The following is a 20,051-nucleotide window of genomic DNA, read 5'->3' as shown; positions in this document are numbered from 1 at the left end:
AAGGGCTTGGCCGGCGCTCAGAGTCCTACTTTCAGTGAGTTGATTATCTGACCACGAGGTCCGCTATGAAACACTCTTGGCTGACATATTTCGGTCGCGCGGCGGCGGTGGTGGTCGCTGCTTTTGGAGCCGTTCCGGTGCTGGCGTTATCCATCTCAGACACCCCGCTGTTCTTGGTCGGCCAAGTCCAACCCTTGGTCATTCTCGACATTTCCAAGGATCAGCAGCTCCATAAGAAGGCCTATAACGATTACTCCGACCTCAATAATGATGGACAGCTGGAGACCGGCTATGAGAATGGGATCGACTATTATGGCTATTTCGACCCAAGGAAGTGCTATACCTACAGCGTCGCCAATAAGCGCTTTGAGCCGACGGTGGTGAGCGCAGACAAGTACTGCTCGGCGACCGGGACCCAATCAACTCAATGGAGTGGAAACTTCCTCAACTGGGCGGCGATGGCGCGAATAGATGCGGTGCGTAAGCTGCTCTACGGCGGCATGCGCTCGCAGCCGCGGACCAACGGCGACGGCAGAGGCATCGCCGACGGGGACACCGCCACCTCCACCGTGCTAGAGAGAACCTTTCTCCCCAACGACGCACACGCCTGGGCCAAGTATTACGACGGTTCCGACCTCAGTCGGTTGACCCCCTATACGCCTGAGACGGCCAGGACCAACAGTTCGACGTCAACCACGATCACCAATAGCGGCGCAAATAGCGTCGACTATGACTTTAGGGTGGAATCCGTCAGTGGGTTTTCCGTGAACGATTACGTATTGGTCTCGGCAAGCAGTGCCTACGTGAAAGGCCAGATTATCGATATCAATACGAAGTCGAAGAAGGTCACCGTTCGTGTCGCCAATGCCAATTACCTGGGGAGCGGAACCTATAGTACTTGGACGCTGGAAAATCTCTCGACGCGAGGCATCACCCTGTGCAACACGACGGCGGGGGGAAGTTCGCCGCAAGACAAGTCTCAAACCAATACTAATCTGCCGCTGTTACGGATAGCAAGAGGCAATTTTTCGCTGTGGAACGCGAACGAGCGGTGGCAGTGCCGGTGGAGCGCTGAAGCGACCAATCCCAGCCAAACCGGCAACGGAAACGACTTTTCTGCCTCGGGTGTAGCGGCTGCTGCGAGCAGTCCTGCATTAGCAACGCAGGGCTCTGGCACTGGCCTAGGCGATTATTACGTTCGCATTCTGGCCTGCGTGCCTGGGCTGATTGGCACGGAAAGATGCAAGCAATACAATAGCGCTGATGCAAGTAATTTGAAGCCGATCGGTCTGCTCCAGGTCTATGGCGACGCTGATGAGATCCGGTTCGGCCTGCTCACGGGGAGTTATGACAAGAGTATTTCCGGCGGGGTGGTCCGCAAGCTGATGGGGCCTTTTGGTGATGAGGTCAACGTCACGAGCGACGGCACCTTTACTTCAGCTAATGGTATCGTGGCGACCTTGGATCGACTGCGTATCTACGGTTACTATTATGGCGATGGCAGCTACCTAGGGGGTAATGGCGACAACTGTACCTACGGACTGACCAGCCTCTCCGAGGGCAGTTGCACCAGCTGGGGAAACCCGATGTCGGAGCTCTATCTCGAATCGTTGCGATATCTTACGGCTACCACGGACAATGCCGCCCGCATGCCTCTGTATGCTTACACGAATAACACCAGTAGCCATGATAATCAGTTGGGTCTGGCGCTGCCAAGCTGGACCGCTGCCGTGACTCAGACTAACTACTGTGCGTCCCTCAACACCCTGGTGTTCAACGCCAGCGTCTCCACCACCGATATCGACCTGAAAGACACAGTCATGACGGGTATTAACAGCAGCAGTACCGTCGCCGCCTTGGCGAATCAGGTGGGTGCCGGCGAGGGCATTGCCGGTCAGAGCTACTTCGTCGGTGCCAACGGCACCAGCAACGACGAACTCTGCGATGCCAAGACGGTCGCCAATCTCGGGAGTATTTGGGGAATCTGTCCCGAGGGGCCCTCACAGTTGGGTTCGTACCTGATGCCAGGCATGGCCTACCACGCCCACACCAACCGGATCCGCACCGATCTGACGGTGCCCGGCGCGGATACCCACTCGCTCAAGGTAACGACCTATGGTATCCAATTGGCGACCAATGTACCACGGATCCCAATCGCCTTGGCTGGCGAGACGGCGCCGCGCGTCATCCTGCAGCCCGCTTTTCGGCTGGTTAATGGCAGCAGTTTCGGTGGCGGAACTTTGGTCGAGATGAAGGTCTTGGCGGGCGTGTCGACCCCGACCATGGCGTCCGGCACCCTTTACGTCAACTGGGAGGACAGTGAACAGGGCGGCGATTATGATCAAGATCTATGGGGTGTCGTCAAATATTGTCTGACGACGGTAGCCGGTGGCTGTTCGGGACAGGCGGCTAATACGGTGAAAATCACCACCGATGTGGTCGCCGAATCGACTAGCTATGCCGCGGGGTTTGGTTACACGATCAGCGGTACGACGAAGGATGGTGCCCATTTTCACTCTGGCATTGAGGGTTTCGGGTTCATTGATAGTAGTGGCGTGTTGGGGTGTGCGCCTTGCCAAGCCGAGGATAGCGCGACCACGGTGATTTATAGCCTGAGCGGAAACCTTACCGCCAACGTCCTGCAGGACCCCTTGTATTATGCGGCAAAGTGGGGTGGTTTCAATGACCTTGATGGCGATGGGAGGCCGACTTCGACGCAGGAGTGGGACGTGCTTACCGCAGATGGTAGCCCGGGTTCCGACGGGATTCCCGATAACTATTTCTTCGTCAATAACCCGCTTGGTCTGGAGACCGCGCTGAATTCGGTCTTCCTTAAGATTCTCACTAACGGAGCGGCATCTTCCATCGTAGCAAACTCCTCTGCACTCAATACCAAAAGCCGTATCTATCAGGGACGTTTCAATAGCTATTTCTGGAGTGGGCAGTTGCTTTCCTATCGGCTTGACCGCGGCACGGGAGGCGTCTTGAGTGCCAATTTACCGCCGCCTGGCTGGGACCCGGCCGAGAGTCCGTATCCAGAGTGGGATGCGGGGCAAGAGGTCAGGGAGCAAGCGGATGTCAGCAGTGATACGCGGGCGATCCTGACGCGGACGGAGGACGGGGTTGGGGTGGGCTTCGCATATGCCAATTTGAGCGAGAGTCAGAAGGCGGCGCTCGACACGAATAGCCAAGCGATAGTCGATATGTGCGGTATAGAACGCGTTGGGTACCTGCGCGGTCAGTCGGCGAACGAGGGCGCTGGAACCTTCACCTGCGCGAACCCGCCGGCGAATACGATTGCCAAATTTCGCAATCGGGCGACAGGTATCCTCGGTGACATCATTAATGCAAAACCCGTTTTGGTCGGCAAGCCGGCGGCGGGGTTTGCGGATGTCGACCACCCCGGTTACGCGGCGTTTGCCAGTCGCTATGCCGGGCGGGCGCCGGTGGTGTATGTTGGTTCCAATGACGGCATGCTGCATGGGTTCGACGCGTCCGTGGATGTGAATACCAATACGCCGACCACCACGGCCGGGAAAGAACTCCTCGCCTATGTTCCGTCGGCGGTTTACGCCAACCTCAGTCGACTGACTGACAGCAGATATTTATCCGGACATAGGTATTTTGTTGATGGCTCGGGTATGATGGCTGACGCCTGCATCACTGACTGTACCTCGGCGGCTGCCGCACAGTGGAAGACGGTCTTGATTGGCGGGCTCGGTGCCGGCGGTAAAGGATTTTATGCGTTAGACGTCACGAATCCCAGCAATTTTACGGTGCCAAAAGCAGATGAAGTCGTGTTGTGGGAATTCACTAGTAGCGATGATGAGGATCTGGGTCTAACGTATAACTCGGCACCCACTGACCCGATTATTGGCCAGGCCAAGCAGATTGCCAAGTTTCAGAATGGTCGCTGGGGTGTGATTGTTGGCAATGGTTACAATAGCGCCAACGGTAAGGCCGTGCTCTACGTGTTGTTTCTCTCCGGACCGACGGGGTTCAGCCATGCCTGGCTGGCGGCGGACTATGTGAAAATCGAGGCCGATGCCGGGCCGGATAACGGATTATCAACGCCGGTCCCCATCGATTCCAACGGTGATGGCCTGGTAGATAAGGCCTATGCCGGCGACTTAAGGGGCAACGTCTGGCGATTCGACCTCAGCGCCCGCACTCCCAGGACCTGGGGAAAGTCCCTGTTGTTCGCGGCGGGGACCTCACAACCGATCACCGTGGCGCCGACGCTGAGCCTGCATCCAGCCGCGGGGGTGATGGTGTTGGTGGGAACTGGAAAATACCTGGAAAAGAGCGATAACAGCACCGACATCGCGGGGCAGACTTACTATGGCATACAAGATGTTGGGTCGCTTGTGTCCAAGGCCGAGTTGACTCCGATGGTGGTCACCACGACAAGAGTTGGGACGCAGGTCTTCCGCGGCACGGCGGCCGGCTGTGGAGACCCTCCGGAGACTGCTTGTGCGGCGTCCGCGAAGGGTTGGTATCTGGACTTACCGGCGGCGGGTGAGCGGCCGATCGGCGCTGCGACTCTAATCCGCGGCATGCTCTTTTTCAATACCCTGATCCCATCCGCGATGCCTTGCGAGTTTGGCGGTACGGGGTACTTGATGGCGGTAAACTATCTGACCGGCGCGCCACTAGGCTCGAAGATATTCGATAGCAATGGCGACGGAGCGATTGATGGTGGCGATATCGTGGTCGTGGGGGCGCCGGTGGGTGCCGCGTTGGGCGGCACGACCGTGATCCTGGGAAACGCGACAGGGGGGGCCGGGGTCGGGGTATCATCGCTGACCAGCGGAGAAGTGGTGACGACGAAACTCAACCTGGGTGGCGGGGCGGCCGGGCGCCTCAACTGGCGTGAAATCGTCAACTAAACAGCCAAATCGTTGCGGGGTATCCACTGGGATGGACACGAAACACACGCGGGTACAACTGCGCCGCATGGGGGTGGCGGCGGGTTTCACCCTCATTGAGTTGATGGTCGCCGTTGTCATTATCGCCATCCTGGCGGCGGCGGCCTATCCGTCCTATCGCGAACAGGTCCGGCGCGGCCACCGCGCAGCAGTTAAGGGGGCACTGCTTGAAGATGCGCAATTTTTGGAACGCAACTATACGCTGAACAATTGCTACCACCGCACTGACGGCGTCTGTACGAGCGCGACCGCCAACCTGATCTTGCCGGTCGCGCGGTTGCCGGCGACTGGCACTGCCAATTACACCATCGCGGTCATGTACTCGGCCATCGCGCCCTGTACCTTGGGGCAGTGCTTCACCTTATCTGCGGTGCCGACCGGGTCCATGGGCGGGGACTCCTGTGGGACCCTGACGCTCGATCAGGCGGGTGTTCAAGGGGCGAACGACGTGGTCTGCTGGCAGCGATGAGTGCGCTGACTTGCGCCGCAATCCGCTTTCTCGTCAGGTTGAGATATCCAGGGTCGGTGAGGGCCGCTGCAGGAAATTGCCCTGCACGTAGTCCACCCCCGCGGTCCACAGGATGGTGAGGGAGCGGGCGTCCTCGACCCCGGTCACCACGGTCTTGACGTTGAATTCGCGGGCCAGATTCGCCAATACCACCAGGCGCTGTTGCTTGTTGTGGTCGTCGGCCAGCCCTTTGGCGAACTCCGGGAGCAGGAGGACGAAGTCCAGTGAGAGTCCCTGTAACAGCATTTGTGGGTGGTCGGTGGAGCCAAAGCGATTGATCGCGATCCGGCACTTGATCGTCTTCAGACTTTCGACGATTCGGGTCAGGTTGCCCAGGTTGCCGTCCACCAGTTCCTCCTGGAACACGAAGGTAAGCCAATTCCCGCGAACATCGAATTCGCGTAGACAGTCGCAGATCCAGATCAGGATACCGGGATCGCGGAAACTATCCTCCGCCAGGTTGATGAAAAAGTTGAGCTGGTGTCCGGCGCGGCGGTGCTCGCCCAAAGCCTTGATGGCGTGGCGAATCGCCCATTTGTCCAGGCGCTCGATCAGGCCGCTGAGGATGGCCGCACCGATAAATTCCCGGGCCTCGATCAGGTTCTCGGACGCATCGTTCAAGCGCATCAGGACGCTGTAATTCTCCTGATTGTCCCCCATCAGGCTGATGATCGGCTGGTAGACGAGCAGAAAACGGTCATTGGCGAGCGCCCATTTGACCATGTCGATCATCGCGGCGTCGCTGTCCGCGGTGCTTTGCTTGGTGCGCGCCGCGAGGGACGTACTCTTCTGCGTCGGCGTGGCGGGCCCCACGGGCCTCACCGGCGCCGGGGCACCCGGCGCCGGAGCGCCACCACGACTGGCACGAAAGGCGTCGTCGAGCAGGTTGGCGGCGGCGGGACTCAACCCCGCCACGACCACATAGCCGACGTCGCAGTTGGCCTCAATGTCCGATTTGCCGCTCGCGCTCGGGGGTAGACGAACCTGTGCGCGGATGCGTTCCGCCAGACCCTCGGCGCCAATCTCGTCGAGTCCCGGGGCGAGGAGTCCGTAACTGTCACCGCTGATGTTCACCAGGACACCCAGGGCCGCACACAGCCGGGTCAGTGCGGCGGCGAGGGTGCCGATCAACTCCAGACCGCGGGTCAGGCCCGCCTCCCGGAACAAGTCAGGTGCCCCGCGGATCGCAATATAGAACAGTGTAAAGGGCTGGGGTGCACGGCGCTCGGGACCCACCAGCGTGTCGACGGCGGCGACCAACACGGGGTAGCCGGGCAGGGCGCTGCGGACGGCGGCGCCCGGCTCAGCCACCAGTGCGGAGGGGGGCGCGGCGCGTACAATGAGCCGCAGGCAGTGTTCGCCATCGACCTCAGCGAGGGCGGCCGTCAGGGTCGCGGGAAAGCGGCTGGCATCGGCCCGTACGCCCTGTATCGTCAGTTCAGCGGCCCCCTGGGGCGGCACCGACTGCCGGTTGCGCAGGAAGTTGCGAACCACGGCATGGTCTTTTGCCTCGATCAGGTCCAGCAGGGCGGCGGACTGCACGTCGTCCACCGTGGGAAAGCGAAACAGGTTGAGGTAGGCGGGATTGGCATGGACATGCATCCCCTCCTGGATGAAGGCCACCGCCTCCTCGCTGCTCTCGACCAACTCCCGGGCGCGCTGTTCACATTGGCGCAGTCGCGCCGTCAGTTGCTGGAGCTGGCGGCGTGCCCGCAGATCGGCCAACTCCCGGCTCACCACCAGTTGGAGGTGCTCGGCATCGTTGCGAGCGGTGACGTCGCGTGCCCCGTTGCTCATGGCGCGAATCACCGACTGTGGCTCCCCGGCGTGGTCGGCAATCACGATCAATGGGACATCAGCCGCCAATTCCCGATGGCGCGCCAGTACTGCATTCAGGTGCACCGCCGGGTCGTAGGCGCAGCAGATGATCAGGTCGCAGGCGCGCTGCTCCACCAGTTCCGCAATCTCCTCTGCGTGTACAGTGTGGGTGCCGCGCACCGGCAAACCGCCGTCGCGCACGGTCGTGATCAGGCGCTCTGCCTCGCTCTCCTGAGCGATCATAAGGAGCATGACGACGGTTTGTGCTTGAGCGGGCATACGTGGGACGCTGTCGTAGGAGTGATCTGTCGGTTTCAGTCCAGCGCCATTATCGGCGCAGCGGGGCGGAGAAGGAAACGTTGATTTTTGCCTTTCTCGCGCACCGCAGCGCGGTGCCCGCAACGACGTCCGTCAAGCCAGCGGCCGCTTGCAGGATTCACCCTGCACCTCACGCACCAGACGCGGCACCAGATACCCCGGAAGCCTTGCACGCAGCGCCGCCAGCAGGTCCCGCGCCGTGCGGTCCGGCACGGCAAAGTGGGCCGCTCCTTGCACCAGATCCAACTGATGTAGATAGTAGGGTAGCACGCCACAGTCGATCAGCCGCTCGCTCAATTGCGCGAGCGCGTCCGCGCTGTCGTTGACCCCGCGCAACAGGACGCTCTGGTTGAGCAGGGTAACACCGTGCCCTCCCAGCGCCCGCAACCCGGCCTGCACCGCGACACCGAGCTCCCGGGCATGGTTGGCGTGGATGACCAGGACCGGCCGGGGGTGCAGCGCGCCCAGCAGATCGCCCAGCCGCGGCGTGATCCGCGACGCCAGCACCACGGGTAGCCGGCTGTGCAGACGCAGGCGCCGCACATGGGGGATCGCGGCGAGTTGGGCGAGCAGCGCGCGCAGGGAGTCGTCACTGAGCAACAAGGGGTCCCCACCACTCAAAATGACCTCGGTGAGCGTGGTATCGGCGCGGATCGCAGCGACGGCAGTGGCGATCCGTGCGCCGTAGTGACCCAGCCCGGAATAGGAGAAATGGCGCCGGAAGCAGTAGCGGCAATGGACGGCGCAGCCACCGTGGACCATCAGCAGGGCGCGCCCCGCATACTTGCGCAGCAACCCTGGGGCACAGGTGGCCGCGGTGTCACCCACCGGGTCGTCGCGGCACCCGTCCCGGGCGATCCGCTCGGTCGCGAGCGGCAAGACCTGGCGCAGCAGTGGGTCATGGGCGTCGCCCGGCCGCATCAGGGCGGCGAACCCCCGCGGCACCAGCAGTGGGAAGGGCCCGGGTGTCGGGTCCAGGTCGGCAACGTGCTCCCGCGCTAGCCCCAGAAACGCGAGCAGCGGTTCGACCTGGGTGAAGGCTGTCGTCAGCTCACTGCGCCAAAGGTCGCCCGCCGGGGCGTCGGTCTGACATTGGGTCGTGCTTCGCGCTAACATGACCGGCCTATTTTCCACACGTAACGAGGACGACATGGCAAGCTACAACACCAGTGAGTTCAAAAGCGGGCTCAAGATTATGCTGGACGGGGACCCGTACAACATCGTCGAGAACGAATTCGTCAAGCCGGGCAAGGGCCAGGCTTTCAACCGGGTGCGCGTGCGCAACCTCAAGAACGGCCGGACCGTGGAGAAGACCTTCAAGTCCGGAGATACGGTCGAGGCGGCCGACGTGCATGATACCGACATGCAGTATCTCTACAACGACGGCGAGCACTGGCACTTCATGGACCCAGCCACGTTCGAGCAGATGACGGCCGACGCCACGGTGGTCGGGGACACGGCCAAGTGGATCAAAGATCAGGATATGTGCAAGGTGACCCTGTGGAACGGTCTACCCCTGGCCGTGGAGGCGCCGAATTTTGTCGTGTTGCTGATTACGCAGACCGATCCTGGCCTCAAGGGCGATACCTCCGGTGGTGGCGGCAAGCCGGCGACCCTGGAGACCGGCGCCGTCGTGCGCGTGCCCTTGTTCGTACAGAGTGGTGAGTTGGTCCGGGTCGACACCCGCACCGGCGAATACGTCTCCCGCGCCAAGGAGTGAGTCCGTCTCCCGGTCTTGAGGTGACCGACTGGTCTCCCAGTGCCGCCCTGGAGGCGATCCGGGCGCGGGCCGCGATGCTCTCGCGCCTGCGCGGCTTCTTTGCGGTCGCCGGAGTCCTGGAGGTCGAGACCCCCATCACCGCCCGCTCCGCCGGGTCCGACCCGGCGCTGGATAGCCTGGTGACGTGCTGGCATGGACCGGGCTACCCGCGGGGACTGCCGCTGTATCTGCAGACCTCGCCCGAATTCCCCATGAAGCGTTTGCTGGCCGCCGGACTCGGCCCTATCTATCAGATTTGCAAAGTCTTTCGTGACGGCGAGCGGGGTCGACTCCACCACCCTGAGTTCAGCCTGCTGGAGTGGTACCGGCCGGGCTTCGGTTACCAGGCACTGATGGACGAGGTGGCCGCGCTGGTGCGCTGCGTGCTTGAGCGTCCCGACCTGCGCAGCGAATGCATCACCTATCGCGGGCTCTTTCGCGAGCGGTTGGGGCTCGATCCTTGGGCGGCCGGGGTGTCGGCGTTGCGCGAGCGGGCGCTGGCCGCCGGGATCACGGGGATCGAGTCCACCGAGATGGATCGCGACGGCTGGCTCGACCTGTTGCTGACTCACTGCCTGGAACCCGGCTTGGGGGTGGGGCGCCTGACCTTCCTCACGGATTACCCGCCGAGCCAGGCGGCCCTGGCCCGGCTGCGGGTCGATGAGGTGCCGGTGGCGGAGCGTTTCGAGCTCTATCTCGACGGGGTGGAACTGGCGAACGGCTTCCAGGAATTGACCGATGCCACCGCCCAGGCGGCGCGTTTCCACGCCGACCAGGATACCCGCCGCCGCCAGGGTCGCGTCACGCTGCCGCTGGACGAGTGCTTCCTCGCCGCCTTGGCCGCCGGGATGCCAGAGTCCGCCGGCGTCGCCCTGGGGCTGGACCGGCTGCTGATGGCGCACCTGCACGAGTGTCACATCGACGCCGTGCTGGCCTTCCCGGTGGAGCGGGCCTAGTCCCCGAACCCCTTCTGGATCGCCCCCACATCCATCGCCTCAACGTACTGTTGCACCGCGGTACTGTCCTTCAGACCGCGGCCCTTGGCCTGGATCAGGATGCGGGTGCCGATCATCAGGGAGACCTCATACTCGTCGGAGTCCGGCGCGTGCTTGGTGAGGCCGCGCTGTCCTTTGAATGAGTAAGGCTTGGAGCCCGGGTCTGCCTGCATCATGAAGGGCGAGGAGAGGAACATGGTCAGCAGCGGGAGCAGCGGGGAGTCGGCCGTCACGCTGAGGGTCAGCTCGGCGCCGTCCGCGCGAAAATAGCGCCGTGTCAGATTGATGCCGGTGATCATGCCGGCGAGTCCGCCGGACTGCGATTGCCCGGGATCGGCCTGCCAACCGGCGAACGGCTCCGGTAGCAATTTCAACAGCCCCGCCGTCTGCCGCTCCTTGATCGCGGCGATTGCGAAGTTCAGTGTGTCCGCGGCGGTGCGCAGATCACCCGCGTCATACGCCTTGCGGGCGGCGTCCAGTTGGTCAGTCACCTCGTCGGCCCGTGCCGCGGTGGCGAGGGTCAGGACGGCGGCGAGGGCCGTGTTGAGCGGCGTGCGGTATCTCATCGGGGGCTTCCGGTTGGGTTCAAGAGCGGGCCTGGGCTATTATGGCGCGGCCCCGGCGCGCCTGCCCGAATCCTCGACGACGGTCTGCCGCGCGCATTGCTGGCGTAGCGCCCCGCCCTCCCATATAATTTTCAATGCTGCGCGGCCAGGGGTCCAGCACCATCGGGTACCAGCCAAGGTCGAAAACAGGAGATGGATCAAAATGCCTGACGCCAGTCGCCCCAGCGATCCGCTGGTCTGTTTTTTCGGGTCCGACCTCAGGCTCTGGGACCGGCTACACGACCGCTTGGCCGAGCATCTGATCAAGCTGCGAAACACCGACAGTATGTCAGGTCTGATGGCCGCGGTGGGCGCCCGGGGGGCGACCGTCCTGATCATGGAACTCGACAGCCTACCGCCCGGAAGCACGGCGGCGAGCATCCTGGATCGGCTGGAACGCGACACCGGTAGCCGTCCAGAGTTGGTCTGCCTGGTGGGTCAGGCGATTGAACACCGCGGTGAGACCTGCCCCGAGGCGGTCGCGACCTTCCAGGCGCCATTCGATGCGTCGCGTATCGTCGCGCGGGTCCTCGATTCGGTGGCCGCCCGGACCGTGCGGCTGCGGCGCGTCCTGATCGTGGATGGCCTGCCCCAGGAAGGGGATGAATTCCAGGCAATCCTGCGGGGTGCCGGCCTGTCGGCAGACCAAATGGCGGACCCGCAGCGGGTCATACGGGTCTTGGAGCAATCCGCGACAGACCTGGTACTGTTGGATCTCAACCTTCCCGGGGGTGCCAGCCGCAGAGTCACGGACGCGATCCGCCGTCACGCGATACTCTACAACCTGCCGATTCTTTTTCTCTCCGCAGAAACCTCCCCGGAACACCAAGGCGAGGTCTTGGACCTGGGCGGTGACAAGTATCTGGCGCGACCGGTGTCAGCAGAGCAACTGCTAGCCGCGGTCCGCGGGCGGTTCGCTGAGAGTGGGGCGGTTGCCCCGACCGCTGGCCCCCCGGCTGCCGCCAGTGCTGCGGCGTCCCCGCTGCTGAGCCAAACCCAACTGGTCAAGCGCCTCGACCACGCCGTCATTAATGATCCGGCGCCTGCGATCGGTCAGGCCGTCTTGTTCATCCGGCCCGACGACTCGGTGCTCGTCGCGACACTGGATGCCGTGGGGCTGGATCAGCTGCTGCGGTTAGTCTTCGAACTGGTCTGTCGCCAGGCGGCCACCCGCTTGCACGCGGCCGCCCTGTGCGAGGATGGGTGCTATGCGTGGGTCCACTGTGGCAGCGATGCAGAAATCATTGAATTGGCGGATGCCATCCGGATGGGCGCCGCGTCACTGGCGCTGCCCGCGAGGCTGGGCCGGCTCTCCTTCAGCATTGGGGTCGGGTTCTTCGCGCCCCCGCTGGATAACGCGTTGACCCTGATTTCACGTGCCGAGGCTGCCGCCGAACAGGCGCATAATGCCGGGGGCAATCGGGTCTACCGACATCGTGAACCGCGGCGGCCGGGGGTGGTCGCCAACGCCCGCGTCCTGGGGCTTTTGCAGCAGGCACTGAATGGATCAGGGTTTCAGTTGGTCTATCAGCCCATCGTCTCGCTGCGCACCAGCATTCACGAACGCTATGAAGTGCTGCTGCGGTTGCGCACGCCCCACGGCGAGATTATGCCGCCCTCGACCTTCCTGCCGGTCGCCGCAGACCATGGCCTGCTCCCCGCCCTGGATCGCTGGGTGCTCGCGGGCGCACTGGCGACCCTGCACGCAGAGCGCGCCACCGGCCGCCGGACCCGACTGATGATCCACCAGACGGTCGTCAGCTTGGCTGAACCTGGCTGGCTCAAGTGGTTACGCGACGAGATTCTGCGGCTCAACCTGATCCGTCAGCGCCCAGTGCTGGAATTCAACGCCCGGGACATCTTGGCCGACGAGGGTCACGCCCGACTCCTGTTTCCGGAACTGGCCCGGCTGGGCATCGACATTTGTCTGGCCGGCGTCACGGACAGCAAGGCCGACCTCGACCTGCTCACCCGCCTGCGCATCGCCTTTGCCAAACTGGCGCGGGAACTGGTCGACCGGGAGTCGGGGGCGCGCCTCAATGGTCTGGTCGGGCGCGTGCATAAGTACGGGCCGCAGGTAATTGCGGCGGGGATCGAAGATCCGGAAGCCATCGGCCGCGTCTGGTCCAGTGGCGTCGACTTCATCCAGGGCAACTTCATCCAGTTCCCCGAGGAAAGCCTGAACTTCCAATTTCATCAAGAGGCGGTGGCGGTCGGCTAGATGGGGCGCCAGCCGCCGGGTATCCCGGCCCGGCCGGCCTCGACTCCGCCCGTGAACCGGGCGATCCGCGAGGTCGTAGGCCTTCACCGCCGCCCCACACCCGCGGGACCGCTTCCCTGGCCCTCACCATGGTCGACGCCGTATGCGACCAATCAACAGTACGGAGCACGGCTCGCTAGCCTATGAAAGTACTTGCCATCGACACCTCCGGTGATGCCTGCTCGGCCGCCCTGTACCTTGATGGCGTCATCGAGCAACGCCTGGAACTTGCCCCGCGTCGACATGCGGAGTTGATCCTGCCAATGATGCAGTCACTCCTCACGTCCGCTGGGATCGCGCTCGGGGCACTGGATGCGATTGCCTTTGGCTGCGGGCCCGGGTCCTTTACCGGCGTGCGGATCGCGGTGGCGGTGGCCCAAGGGGCCGCCTTCGGGGCGGGGCGCCCGACGGCTCCGGTCTCCACCCTGGCCGCCCTGGCCCAGGGTGAGTTCCGCCGGACCGGCTGCCGCCGGGCGCTCGTCGCCCTGGATGCGCGGATGGGGGAAGTCTACTGGGGCGCTTATGAGATCGGTGCGCACGCCATCATGTGGCGCGACGGCGAGGAGTTGGTCGCCGCTCCCGGCGCAGTCCCGGTCCCGGCGGGCGATGGCTGGTGCGGGGTGGGGCCCGGCTGGGCGGCCCATCGGGAGACGCTGGCGCAACGCATCGGTGCGGGGCTGCTGGCGGTGTCCCCACAGCCCCTTTGCGAGGCCCGTGACGTCGCCCTGATCGCGGCAAGGGCGGGGCGCCTGGTGGCGGCGGAGCTGGCGCGGCCGGTCTATCTACGCGAACAGGTGACCCACCCGGCAGCCCGCCCCCGCGTGTAACCTTGAACTCAAGGCTCGGAGCCCCTCGCCCGCTCAGGGTCGAACGGGCGCCCGGTGGTCCGCGCCGTCATGGGCATGCTCGTCCTGATGGCGACAATGGTGCTTGAGGCAGTTCAGGACATACGCCAGTAGCAGGCCGCCAACCACCGCGAAGACCACGGCGCTGGCCCCCGCCCGTGGGCCAACCTCCGGAATCGAGAGTTCCAGGGTGAGCCAGGTCATGAACGCGCTGATCGTCGCGATCACGAAAATCATGATGAAGGGCAGTGGGGAGTTATCGCACTTGGAACACAGTTTCATGGTCGACTCGGTCGTTGCGGATGGTTGGCCCAGCCCTCGGCCTAGGGCGCAAGACAATGCTGACCATTGTCATTATAGTTTCTTTGTGAGCTCAGTGCAGAAAAACCGCAATGTCGCATTCAGGCTACAGGTTGCTGATCAATTATTGGCCCAGCGCGAGCATAGCGGAAATGGGAAATAGTGCATTGCTGATCATCAATCCATGACCACACGTCCTCAGTCCGACCCGCCAAGTCCGTTCGCCGATGTCCCGCAGGAGCCGCGCCGGGCGTTGGGGCGGATCTTTGCTGCGGCCCTCCAGGCGGCGGACGGTCGGGCGGCGGTAAGCCGGGCGCTCGGCGCAGCCGGCGCGGCCGGCCCCTGGTGGCTGATCGCCATCGGTAAGGCCGCCGCTGCCATGACCTTGGGCGCACTGGACTGCTTGGGGTCGGAGTGTCTGGGCGGTCTGGTGATCGAGAAAACCCTGCCGCCGGATTTGCGTCGCTTCACGGCCCACGGCATCGCCTGCCTGACCGGCGGTCATCCACTGCCCACGCAGTCCAGTCTCGTTGCCGGCGAGCAACTGTTGATCGCCCTGGCGCACACACCCCCGGGGGCGAGGCTCCTGGTCCTGATGTCCGGCGGCGCCTCAAGCCTGGTCGAGGTCCCGGTGGCCGGGCTGGGATTGGCGGAACTGGAGCGGCTCAACCGCTGGCTACTGGCCAGCGGGCTGCCGATCGGCCCCATGAACCGTGTCCGCACGGCGGTCTCACGCATCAAGGGCGGCGGACTCCTGGCCGCCCTGCCGTCGGGACCCCCGCGGGTCCTGGCGATCTCGGACGTACCCGGGGATGACCCGGGCGTGATCGGTTCGGGTCTTCTGGTACCCGCGGTGGGGCTGGCCGTGGCACTGGCCGGGCTCCAGTTGCCGCCCTGGCTGCGTACCTGGGTCGATCGGGGGCTCACCCAACGCGGGGCGGCGTCACGTCCGGGGCCGCCCATCGAGTTGGTCGCGACGTTGGAGCTGGCCAAGTCAGCCGCCGCCGCCGCCGCGCGGGCGGCCGGACTCCCGGTGCTTGTCCATCCGGCGTTCCTCGACGGCGAGGCCGCCCAGCGGGGGCGTGAACTGGCCCGCCAGGTCCGGGACGGGGCCCCCGGAGTCCAGGTCTGGGGCGGCGAGACTACAGTGCGGCTTCCCCCAGTGCCCGGACGTGGCGGGCGCAATCAACACCTGGCCCTGGCCGCCGCACTCGAACTGGCCGGTCATCGCGATTGCTGGCTACTCGCCGCCGGCACCGACGGCAGCGATGGCCCCGGCGAGGACGCCGGAGCCTTGGTCGACGGCTGGACCCTGGAGCGTGCCGCCATTGCGGGCCTCACTCCCGAGGACTGCCTGGCGCGCGCCGACAGCGGCCGCCTGCTGGCCGCCAGCGCCGACCTGATCTATACCGGGCCGACTGGGACTAACGTTATGGACCTGGTGGTGGGGCTGAAAACACCGCGGTCTTGATCATTTAGTTCAACTTTGGCTTCTCTGCACCGATCTCAAGCGCCGCCGGGAGTGCACCGCCCCCGGGTTTGAGCCGTCCCGGGGCCAGCGGTGCTTGGCAGAACCACGGTGGTCCGCATCCAGCCCAGTTCGGCACCGGCAGCGGGTAGCGCACCCGCTCGAAGGAATAGGTGGGCGGGGCTGTCGCGATGCCCGGTGACGGTTTGGTCCAGCAGACGGAGCCGAGGGTGGCGAGCAGGTTCAGCACCAATAGCGGCGCCAACACCCAGGGCCAGCCCAGGTTGCCGCCGACCGGCGGCGCCTGATCCTGCTGGCCGGTGAGATGAGCGAGCCGACGCTCCAGCCGCCACAGGGCGCCTTCGATGCCGGGGCGGCGCAGGACGTTGAGCAGAAGCGCGCGGTAGTCGCTCGGCAGTCGCTCTAGATGCTCCAGTAAGGCCTGGAGATTGGACTGGTCGGCGCGGATGGCGGGGAGCAGGACGAAGGCGCCGGGGCCCAAATCGATGGCGTCGGGGCCGATTGGCTGCCACTCGGGCTCCAGGCCGGGGCGCAAGAGGAGCAGTTGCGAGGCCGGGTCGTAACCCGTGGCGGGAATCGTCGCCAGGCGCAGTTGCGTGCCGGCACCGGCCAGGCGGGTCGCGGCGATGAGCCCCCCCGCGGCCGCGGTGACGCGGGCGCGAATGGTCTCCAGATCAATGGCGGGCCCGTCCGCCGGTGGCCAGGGATCGGTCAGTGCGCCCCGGCAATAGACCTGGTAAAGGGTGTCGCCGTCGGCGTGCGGGCGCGCCCAGGTGTAGAGATGGCAAGGCGCGGTATCGCGGTTGCAGAAAAAAGCGAGCCGTTCGTTCATTGGGCACAGCCTCCGCAAGGGTCGGTCCAGATTCGGTCGATCGCCCGGGCGCGCCAGGCCACCGTGAGGGCCAGTGACTCGGCCGCGGGCAGGGCATCTGCCTCGGCGTCGATCAGGGCGAGGGCCGCCTGACGGGTCGCCTCGGCGAGTCGGGCGCCGCCGCCGCGCGCACCCGGCGCCGCCGTTTCCTCCAGGACGCTGTCGAGCAGCGCCTCCCACCAACGCGGGTCGCGTCGCAGCGTCGCGCAGGCCGGGTGATACATCAGCCACTGTGCGAGGGTCCCGGCCTGGCGGTCGGGCTGGAGGATGGCGGCGACATGCAGCAATGGCAGGATGGCCCGGGCATCGTCGAGCCCCGCCCAGTCATAGCAGGCGCGATCCATGGTGAGCATCTGCGAGAGCGTGTTCCAGCCGTATTTGATGAGCGGGCTGGTGCGACTGCGCTGGCAGGCGGGCAGGTCGCGGATCGCCCGCAAGAGCGCGATCAGTGGGTGTGAGTCGGCGCGGCGCTCACCGTCCTGGACCTGCTGGCACAGCCGTGCCAGCACCGGGCTCAGCGCCGAGCCGTCGGCTAGGGCGGCGATGACCGCGGCGGCCCAGTCCGGCGCCACCGCAGCGGGCGGCGCCCCCCGGTGGGCAGGGGCGGCGCAGAGCCCCGCCATGCCGTCCGGATCGCCGCCCCGCCCGGCCAGTTCCTGCGTCTGCTCGGTTTGGAATGGATGGACCCAGGGCCAGTGGGTGCCCGGTTGGGTGAGTCGGCGCAGGTCCTGCGGCGTGAGGGTGCCCAGGTCTTCCAGGACCTGGGCCCAGGTCTCCCGGGTAACATCCACCAAGGGCTCATGCGGGGCCTCGCTCCGATTGGCTGGCCGATCCATCCGCCACTGCGGCGGGCGCACGCGGGCGGCGTCGTCGCGCAGGGCCGCGAGTGCCGGGCTGGTCATCCAGAGGATGGCGAGGCGGCGCCGGATCGGGGCGTCCAGGGTCCGATCGGCGTGCCGGCGCCAGGCCAGCCAGGCGCCGGCCTCAATCAGCCGCGCCGTGGTGGGTTCCGGTTCCTGCACCATCAGGGACTGGAGACGCCGCTGGTAGGCGGCGATGGCCGACTCCGCGCTAGCGGGTAGCAGAGCGGCGAGTGGGATCAGATCCCGGCAGCGCAGCCGCTGGCAGAGCGATTCCTGTCCCAGCAACAGGGTGGCGACCTGCGGCGTTGGCCTGAGGTGCAGGTACCCGTCGCCGTCGAAGAGCGTGTCGCTACTCAGGAAGTCCCAGCGCCCGGCGACCAATTGCGCCAAGATTCCTGCGGGGTCAAGGACCTTCGCGAGTCCTGCGGTCGCCGTCCAGAAACGCTGCCGCAACATCTGCGTTTGGGCCGGCCGCGTCTGCGCCAGGGGTGTCGCGAGGTCGAGATAGGCCAGCGGGTCGGTCGCGGGATCGAGCCGCCCGATCGCCCCTTGCAGATCCGCGGCGATGGCCTCCACCCCCCCTGGTTGGGCCCGTAGTCGCAGGAACAGCCGGGAGGCGAGGTCCCCAAGCGCGGTCAGGGACTGCGGGTGGCTCAGCAACTGCCGCGCCAGAGCCGTGGCCTGGGGTAAGGGCAGGGTGGCCAGGTCGCCGGACTCCCAGGGCGGCGCCAGCACACCGGCCTTGCCCGCCTCCAACATCAGCTCGAACAGGCCCGACTGGTCCAGCCAGGCGAGCAAGCCGGCTGACTCCGCTTGGCGTGCCCCGAGCATTCCGGCCTGATACTCGGCCCTCAGTGCGCCGGCCAGTGGCCCGCCGCTGGCCGCCAGGTCCGCGATGCTCAGGGGGCCGGTCAGGGCGGCCGAGCGTCGGGCGGTGATCAGCGGCGGCGCCAGGTCACACAGTTCCAGCAGGCGGCGGCGTTTGGCCCCTTCGGCAGGGTTCCACCAGGCGGTGAGCCCCGCGTCGAGCGTCGCGCTACGTTGCTGGAAGGCGTCGACCAGGGTGTCCTGGAGGCGCCGCTCGCCCACCGTAAGGCCGTCGTCGGCGCGCAGGATGAAGCGGATCAGGTGGTCCGGCGGGAAGCGTGCCCAGTCCTGCGCCCGGATCAGGGTCGGCCAGGGGACCAGCGGGTTGGTCCGCGCCTGCACGAGCAGAAAATTGGCGAACAGGCTACCGCAGTGGGCCGCAGTGCCGGCCAGGGCGACGGCCAGGTTATAGGTCAGTGTGACCCAGCCGGTCAGGTCCGGTCCCGGGGGGGCGCCGGTGTCGGTCCAGAGTCGATCGAAGCGTTCGCTGAACCCGGTTAGGTGGGCCGGGAAGCGCTGCGCGCTCTCGATGACGGCCTGGGCATAATCGAACAAGCCATCCGCCGGTGCGGGACCGTCGTGCCGCTCGCCGCGGGCGTCGAGCAGCAGGGCGCGGCGCCTCACCGTACTCAGGGCCGGTCCGGCCAGTTCCTCGGGGATGACCAGGAGGTCGGCTGCTCCGACCGCGGTCCGGTTGGGGTCGGACCCGATCCCCAGAAAGGACTCGGGGATGCGGCTGAAGACCCGCACCCGGCAGCGCTGCCGCAGCCGCTGCGGGAGCGCCCCGCGGGCGAAGGCAACGATCCGCGCCAGCGGTGACTCGGCGGTGAACTGCGTGAGCGGCACGCCCAGGATGACCGGCCAGCCGGTCATCATGCCGTGGAACAGGTGGGCGATGAGGCTGATCGCGAGGGCCTTGCCCGCCAGGATGGGATCCAGCGGGGCGACAGTTGGGGGCGGCAGGTCAGCGCTCACCGGTGTAGCACCTGGCGTCGGTGCCTGGGTCAGAAAGGCGGCGTCCTGGCCCAGGTAGAGACCGGGATCGAAGCCCCCGGTGCAGGCGGAGAGTAGCCAGGCGCGGGCATGGGCGAAATAGGCGTCCCGGCGGTCATACTTTCCGGCGGCGGTGAGGCGTACCACGAAATAATAGGGGCCGGCGGGGAAGCAGGACCAGCCGATCAGCCGCTGCGGCAGTCGGCCATGGTCGCCGGGGCTGGCATCCAGGGTCAGCCACTGGCGGATGCCGCGCAACAGCTCCGGGTTGCTCTGCAAGGGCGCATCGGCCGCAAGGTACTGTTCGCCGCGTTTGATCGGCGTCCCCGCCTCGCCGATGCCCTGATCGGCCTGGCCGCGGCAGACTGAGTAGCTGGGTGGGATCACGGATACTCCGGTGGATCGGGGAGGTCCGCCGATTCTACCCGAGCACCGCGCCTGCTGGCGGGCGCGGTGTCCCGGCCAGTTGCCGTTACGGCAGATCACCACCATCGCAACGGCTGACGGGCCGCCTTACCCGCAGAACTCGAGGTTGTTTCTGCTACGATAGGACGTTTAGACGCGAAACAGTAGCGTGCGCTGATGAGACCGATGGCGAAACACTGTGGGATCGGAAGCGACCCAGGGCCGGG

Annotated in this window: 13 protein-coding genes; 7 read left to right on the top strand and 6 right to left on the bottom strand. The window is 65.4% G+C overall.

Annotated elements, in window-relative coordinates; translation table 11 throughout:
• Positions 1 to 65: 65 nt before the first annotated feature.
• Both QZY44_RS07125 and QZY44_RS07120 read left to right on the top strand, forming a co-directional pair.
• Positions 66 to 4,889, top strand: a complete 4,824-nt coding sequence (locus QZY44_RS07125) for a PilC/PilY family type IV pilus protein (protein ID WP_295444242.1) — start codon at positions 66 to 68, stop codon at positions 4,887 to 4,889.
• A gap of 31 nt (positions 4,890 to 4,920) precedes the next feature.
• Positions 4,921 to 5,397 (top strand): type IV pilin protein, encoded by a 477-nt coding sequence (locus tag QZY44_RS07120; protein ID WP_295444239.1) that lies wholly within the window; start codon positions 4,921 to 4,923, stop codon positions 5,395 to 5,397.
• Positions 5,398 to 5,430: 33 nt separating this feature from the next.
• Here the strand turns inward: QZY44_RS07120 and QZY44_RS07115 are convergent, their stop codons facing one another.
• Together QZY44_RS07115 and epmB are read right to left on the bottom strand one after the other, a co-directional pair.
• Positions 5,431 to 7,533, bottom strand: coding sequence for an EAL domain-containing protein (locus QZY44_RS07115; protein WP_295444236.1), 2,103 nt, complete (start codon positions 7,531 to 7,533; stop codon positions 5,431 to 5,433).
• A 132-nt stretch (positions 7,534 to 7,665) separates the two neighbouring features.
• On the bottom strand, positions 7,666 to 8,688 hold the full coding sequence (gene epmB, locus QZY44_RS07110) for an EF-P beta-lysylation protein EpmB (RefSeq protein WP_295444233.1): 1,023 nt from the start codon (positions 8,686 to 8,688) through the stop codon (positions 7,666 to 7,668).
• A gap of 34 nt (positions 8,689 to 8,722) precedes the next feature.
• On the opposite strand from epmB, the gene efp reads away from it, so the two are divergent.
• Positions 8,723 to 9,292: an elongation factor P gene (gene efp, locus QZY44_RS07105; protein WP_295444230.1), complete on the top strand. Its 570-nt coding sequence runs from the start codon at positions 8,723 to 8,725 to the stop codon at positions 9,290 to 9,292.
• A complete protein-coding gene (gene epmA / locus QZY44_RS07100; RefSeq protein WP_295444227.1) occupies positions 9,289 to 10,287 on the top strand; it encodes an EF-P lysine aminoacylase EpmA in 999 nt (332 codons plus the stop codon). Before efp ends, epmA begins: the two co-directional genes overlap by 4 nt.
• Here epmA and QZY44_RS07095 read toward each other — a convergent pair.
• The gene (locus tag QZY44_RS07095; RefSeq protein WP_295444226.1) at positions 10,284 to 10,892 is read right to left on the bottom strand and encodes a hypothetical protein; all 609 of its coding nucleotides are present in this window, start codon (positions 10,890 to 10,892) and stop codon (positions 10,284 to 10,286) included. The genes epmA and QZY44_RS07095 overlap by 4 nt on opposite strands.
• A 202-nt stretch (positions 10,893 to 11,094) precedes the next feature.
• Here QZY44_RS07095 and QZY44_RS07090 point away from each other — a divergent pair, with 202 nt between their 5' ends.
• Entirely contained in the window at positions 11,095 to 13,152 is a 2,058-nt protein-coding gene (locus QZY44_RS07090; protein ID WP_295444224.1) for an EAL domain-containing protein, read from the top strand.
• A gap of 182 nt (positions 13,153 to 13,334) precedes the next feature.
• Positions 13,335 to 14,018 (top strand): tRNA (adenosine(37)-N6)-threonylcarbamoyltransferase complex dimerization subunit type 1 TsaB, encoded by a 684-nt coding sequence (gene tsaB / locus QZY44_RS07085; protein ID WP_295444221.1) that lies wholly within the window; start codon positions 13,335 to 13,337, stop codon positions 14,016 to 14,018.
• 33 nt (positions 14,019 to 14,051) lie between these two features.
• On the opposite strand, the gene QZY44_RS07080 is transcribed toward tsaB, so the two are convergent.
• Positions 14,052 to 14,318 (bottom strand): hypothetical protein, encoded by a 267-nt coding sequence (locus QZY44_RS07080; RefSeq protein WP_295444218.1) that lies wholly within the window; start codon positions 14,316 to 14,318, stop codon positions 14,052 to 14,054.
• A 202-nt stretch (positions 14,319 to 14,520) separates the two neighbouring features.
• On the opposite strand from QZY44_RS07080, the gene QZY44_RS07075 reads away from it, so the two are divergent.
• On the top strand, positions 14,521 to 15,807 hold the full coding sequence (locus QZY44_RS07075; protein ID WP_295444216.1) for a DUF4147 domain-containing protein: 1,287 nt from the start codon (positions 14,521 to 14,523) through the stop codon (positions 15,805 to 15,807).
• A 4-nt stretch (positions 15,808 to 15,811) separates the two neighbouring features.
• On the opposite strand, the gene QZY44_RS07070 is transcribed toward QZY44_RS07075, so the two are convergent.
• Both QZY44_RS07070 and QZY44_RS07065 read right to left on the bottom strand, forming a co-directional pair.
• Positions 15,812 to 16,657, bottom strand: a complete 846-nt coding sequence (locus QZY44_RS07070; protein WP_295444213.1) for a hypothetical protein — start codon at positions 16,655 to 16,657, stop codon at positions 15,812 to 15,814.
• Positions 16,654 to 19,806 (bottom strand): hypothetical protein, encoded by a 3,153-nt coding sequence (locus tag QZY44_RS07065; protein ID WP_295444210.1) that lies wholly within the window; start codon positions 19,804 to 19,806, stop codon positions 16,654 to 16,656. The genes QZY44_RS07070 and QZY44_RS07065 overlap by 4 nt, the downstream gene beginning before the upstream one ends.
• Between the last annotated feature and the right edge of the window lie 245 nt (positions 19,807 to 20,051).

It is taken from the genome of uncultured Thiodictyon sp. (assembly GCA_903837595.1).
Classification (GTDB): Bacteria; Pseudomonadota; Gammaproteobacteria; order Chromatiales; family Chromatiaceae; genus Thiodictyon.
This window is presented reverse-complemented; position numbering and strand designations above follow the sequence as displayed.

Excerpts from the sequence above, each read along its gene's own strand:
- QZY44_RS07125 (WP_295444242.1), top strand. The coding sequence starts at position 66 with ATGAAACACTCTTGGCTGACATATTTCGGTCGCGCGGCGGCGGTGGTG.
- QZY44_RS07120 (WP_295444239.1), top strand. The coding sequence starts at position 4,921 with ATGGACACGAAACACACGCGGGTACAACTGCGCCGCATGGGGGTGGCG.
- QZY44_RS07115 (WP_295444236.1), bottom strand. The coding sequence starts at position 7,533 with ATGCCCGCTCAAGCACAAACCGTCGTCATGCTCCTTATGATCGCTCAG.
- epmB (WP_295444233.1), bottom strand. The coding sequence starts at position 8,688 with ATGTTAGCGCGAAGCACGACCCAATGTCAGACCGACGCCCCGGCGGGC.
- efp (WP_295444230.1), top strand. The coding sequence starts at position 8,723 with ATGGCAAGCTACAACACCAGTGAGTTCAAAAGCGGGCTCAAGATTATG.
- QZY44_RS07095 (WP_295444226.1), bottom strand. The coding sequence starts at position 10,892 with ATGAGATACCGCACGCCGCTCAACACGGCCCTCGCCGCCGTCCTGACC.
- QZY44_RS07090 (WP_295444224.1), top strand. The coding sequence starts at position 11,095 with ATGCCTGACGCCAGTCGCCCCAGCGATCCGCTGGTCTGTTTTTTCGGG.
- tsaB (WP_295444221.1), top strand. The coding sequence starts at position 13,335 with ATGAAAGTACTTGCCATCGACACCTCCGGTGATGCCTGCTCGGCCGCC.
- QZY44_RS07080 (WP_295444218.1), bottom strand. The coding sequence starts at position 14,318 with ATGAAACTGTGTTCCAAGTGCGATAACTCCCCACTGCCCTTCATCATG.
- QZY44_RS07075 (WP_295444216.1), top strand. The coding sequence starts at position 14,521 with ATGACCACACGTCCTCAGTCCGACCCGCCAAGTCCGTTCGCCGATGTC.
- QZY44_RS07070 (WP_295444213.1), bottom strand. The coding sequence starts at position 16,657 with ATGAACGAACGGCTCGCTTTTTTCTGCAACCGCGATACCGCGCCTTGC.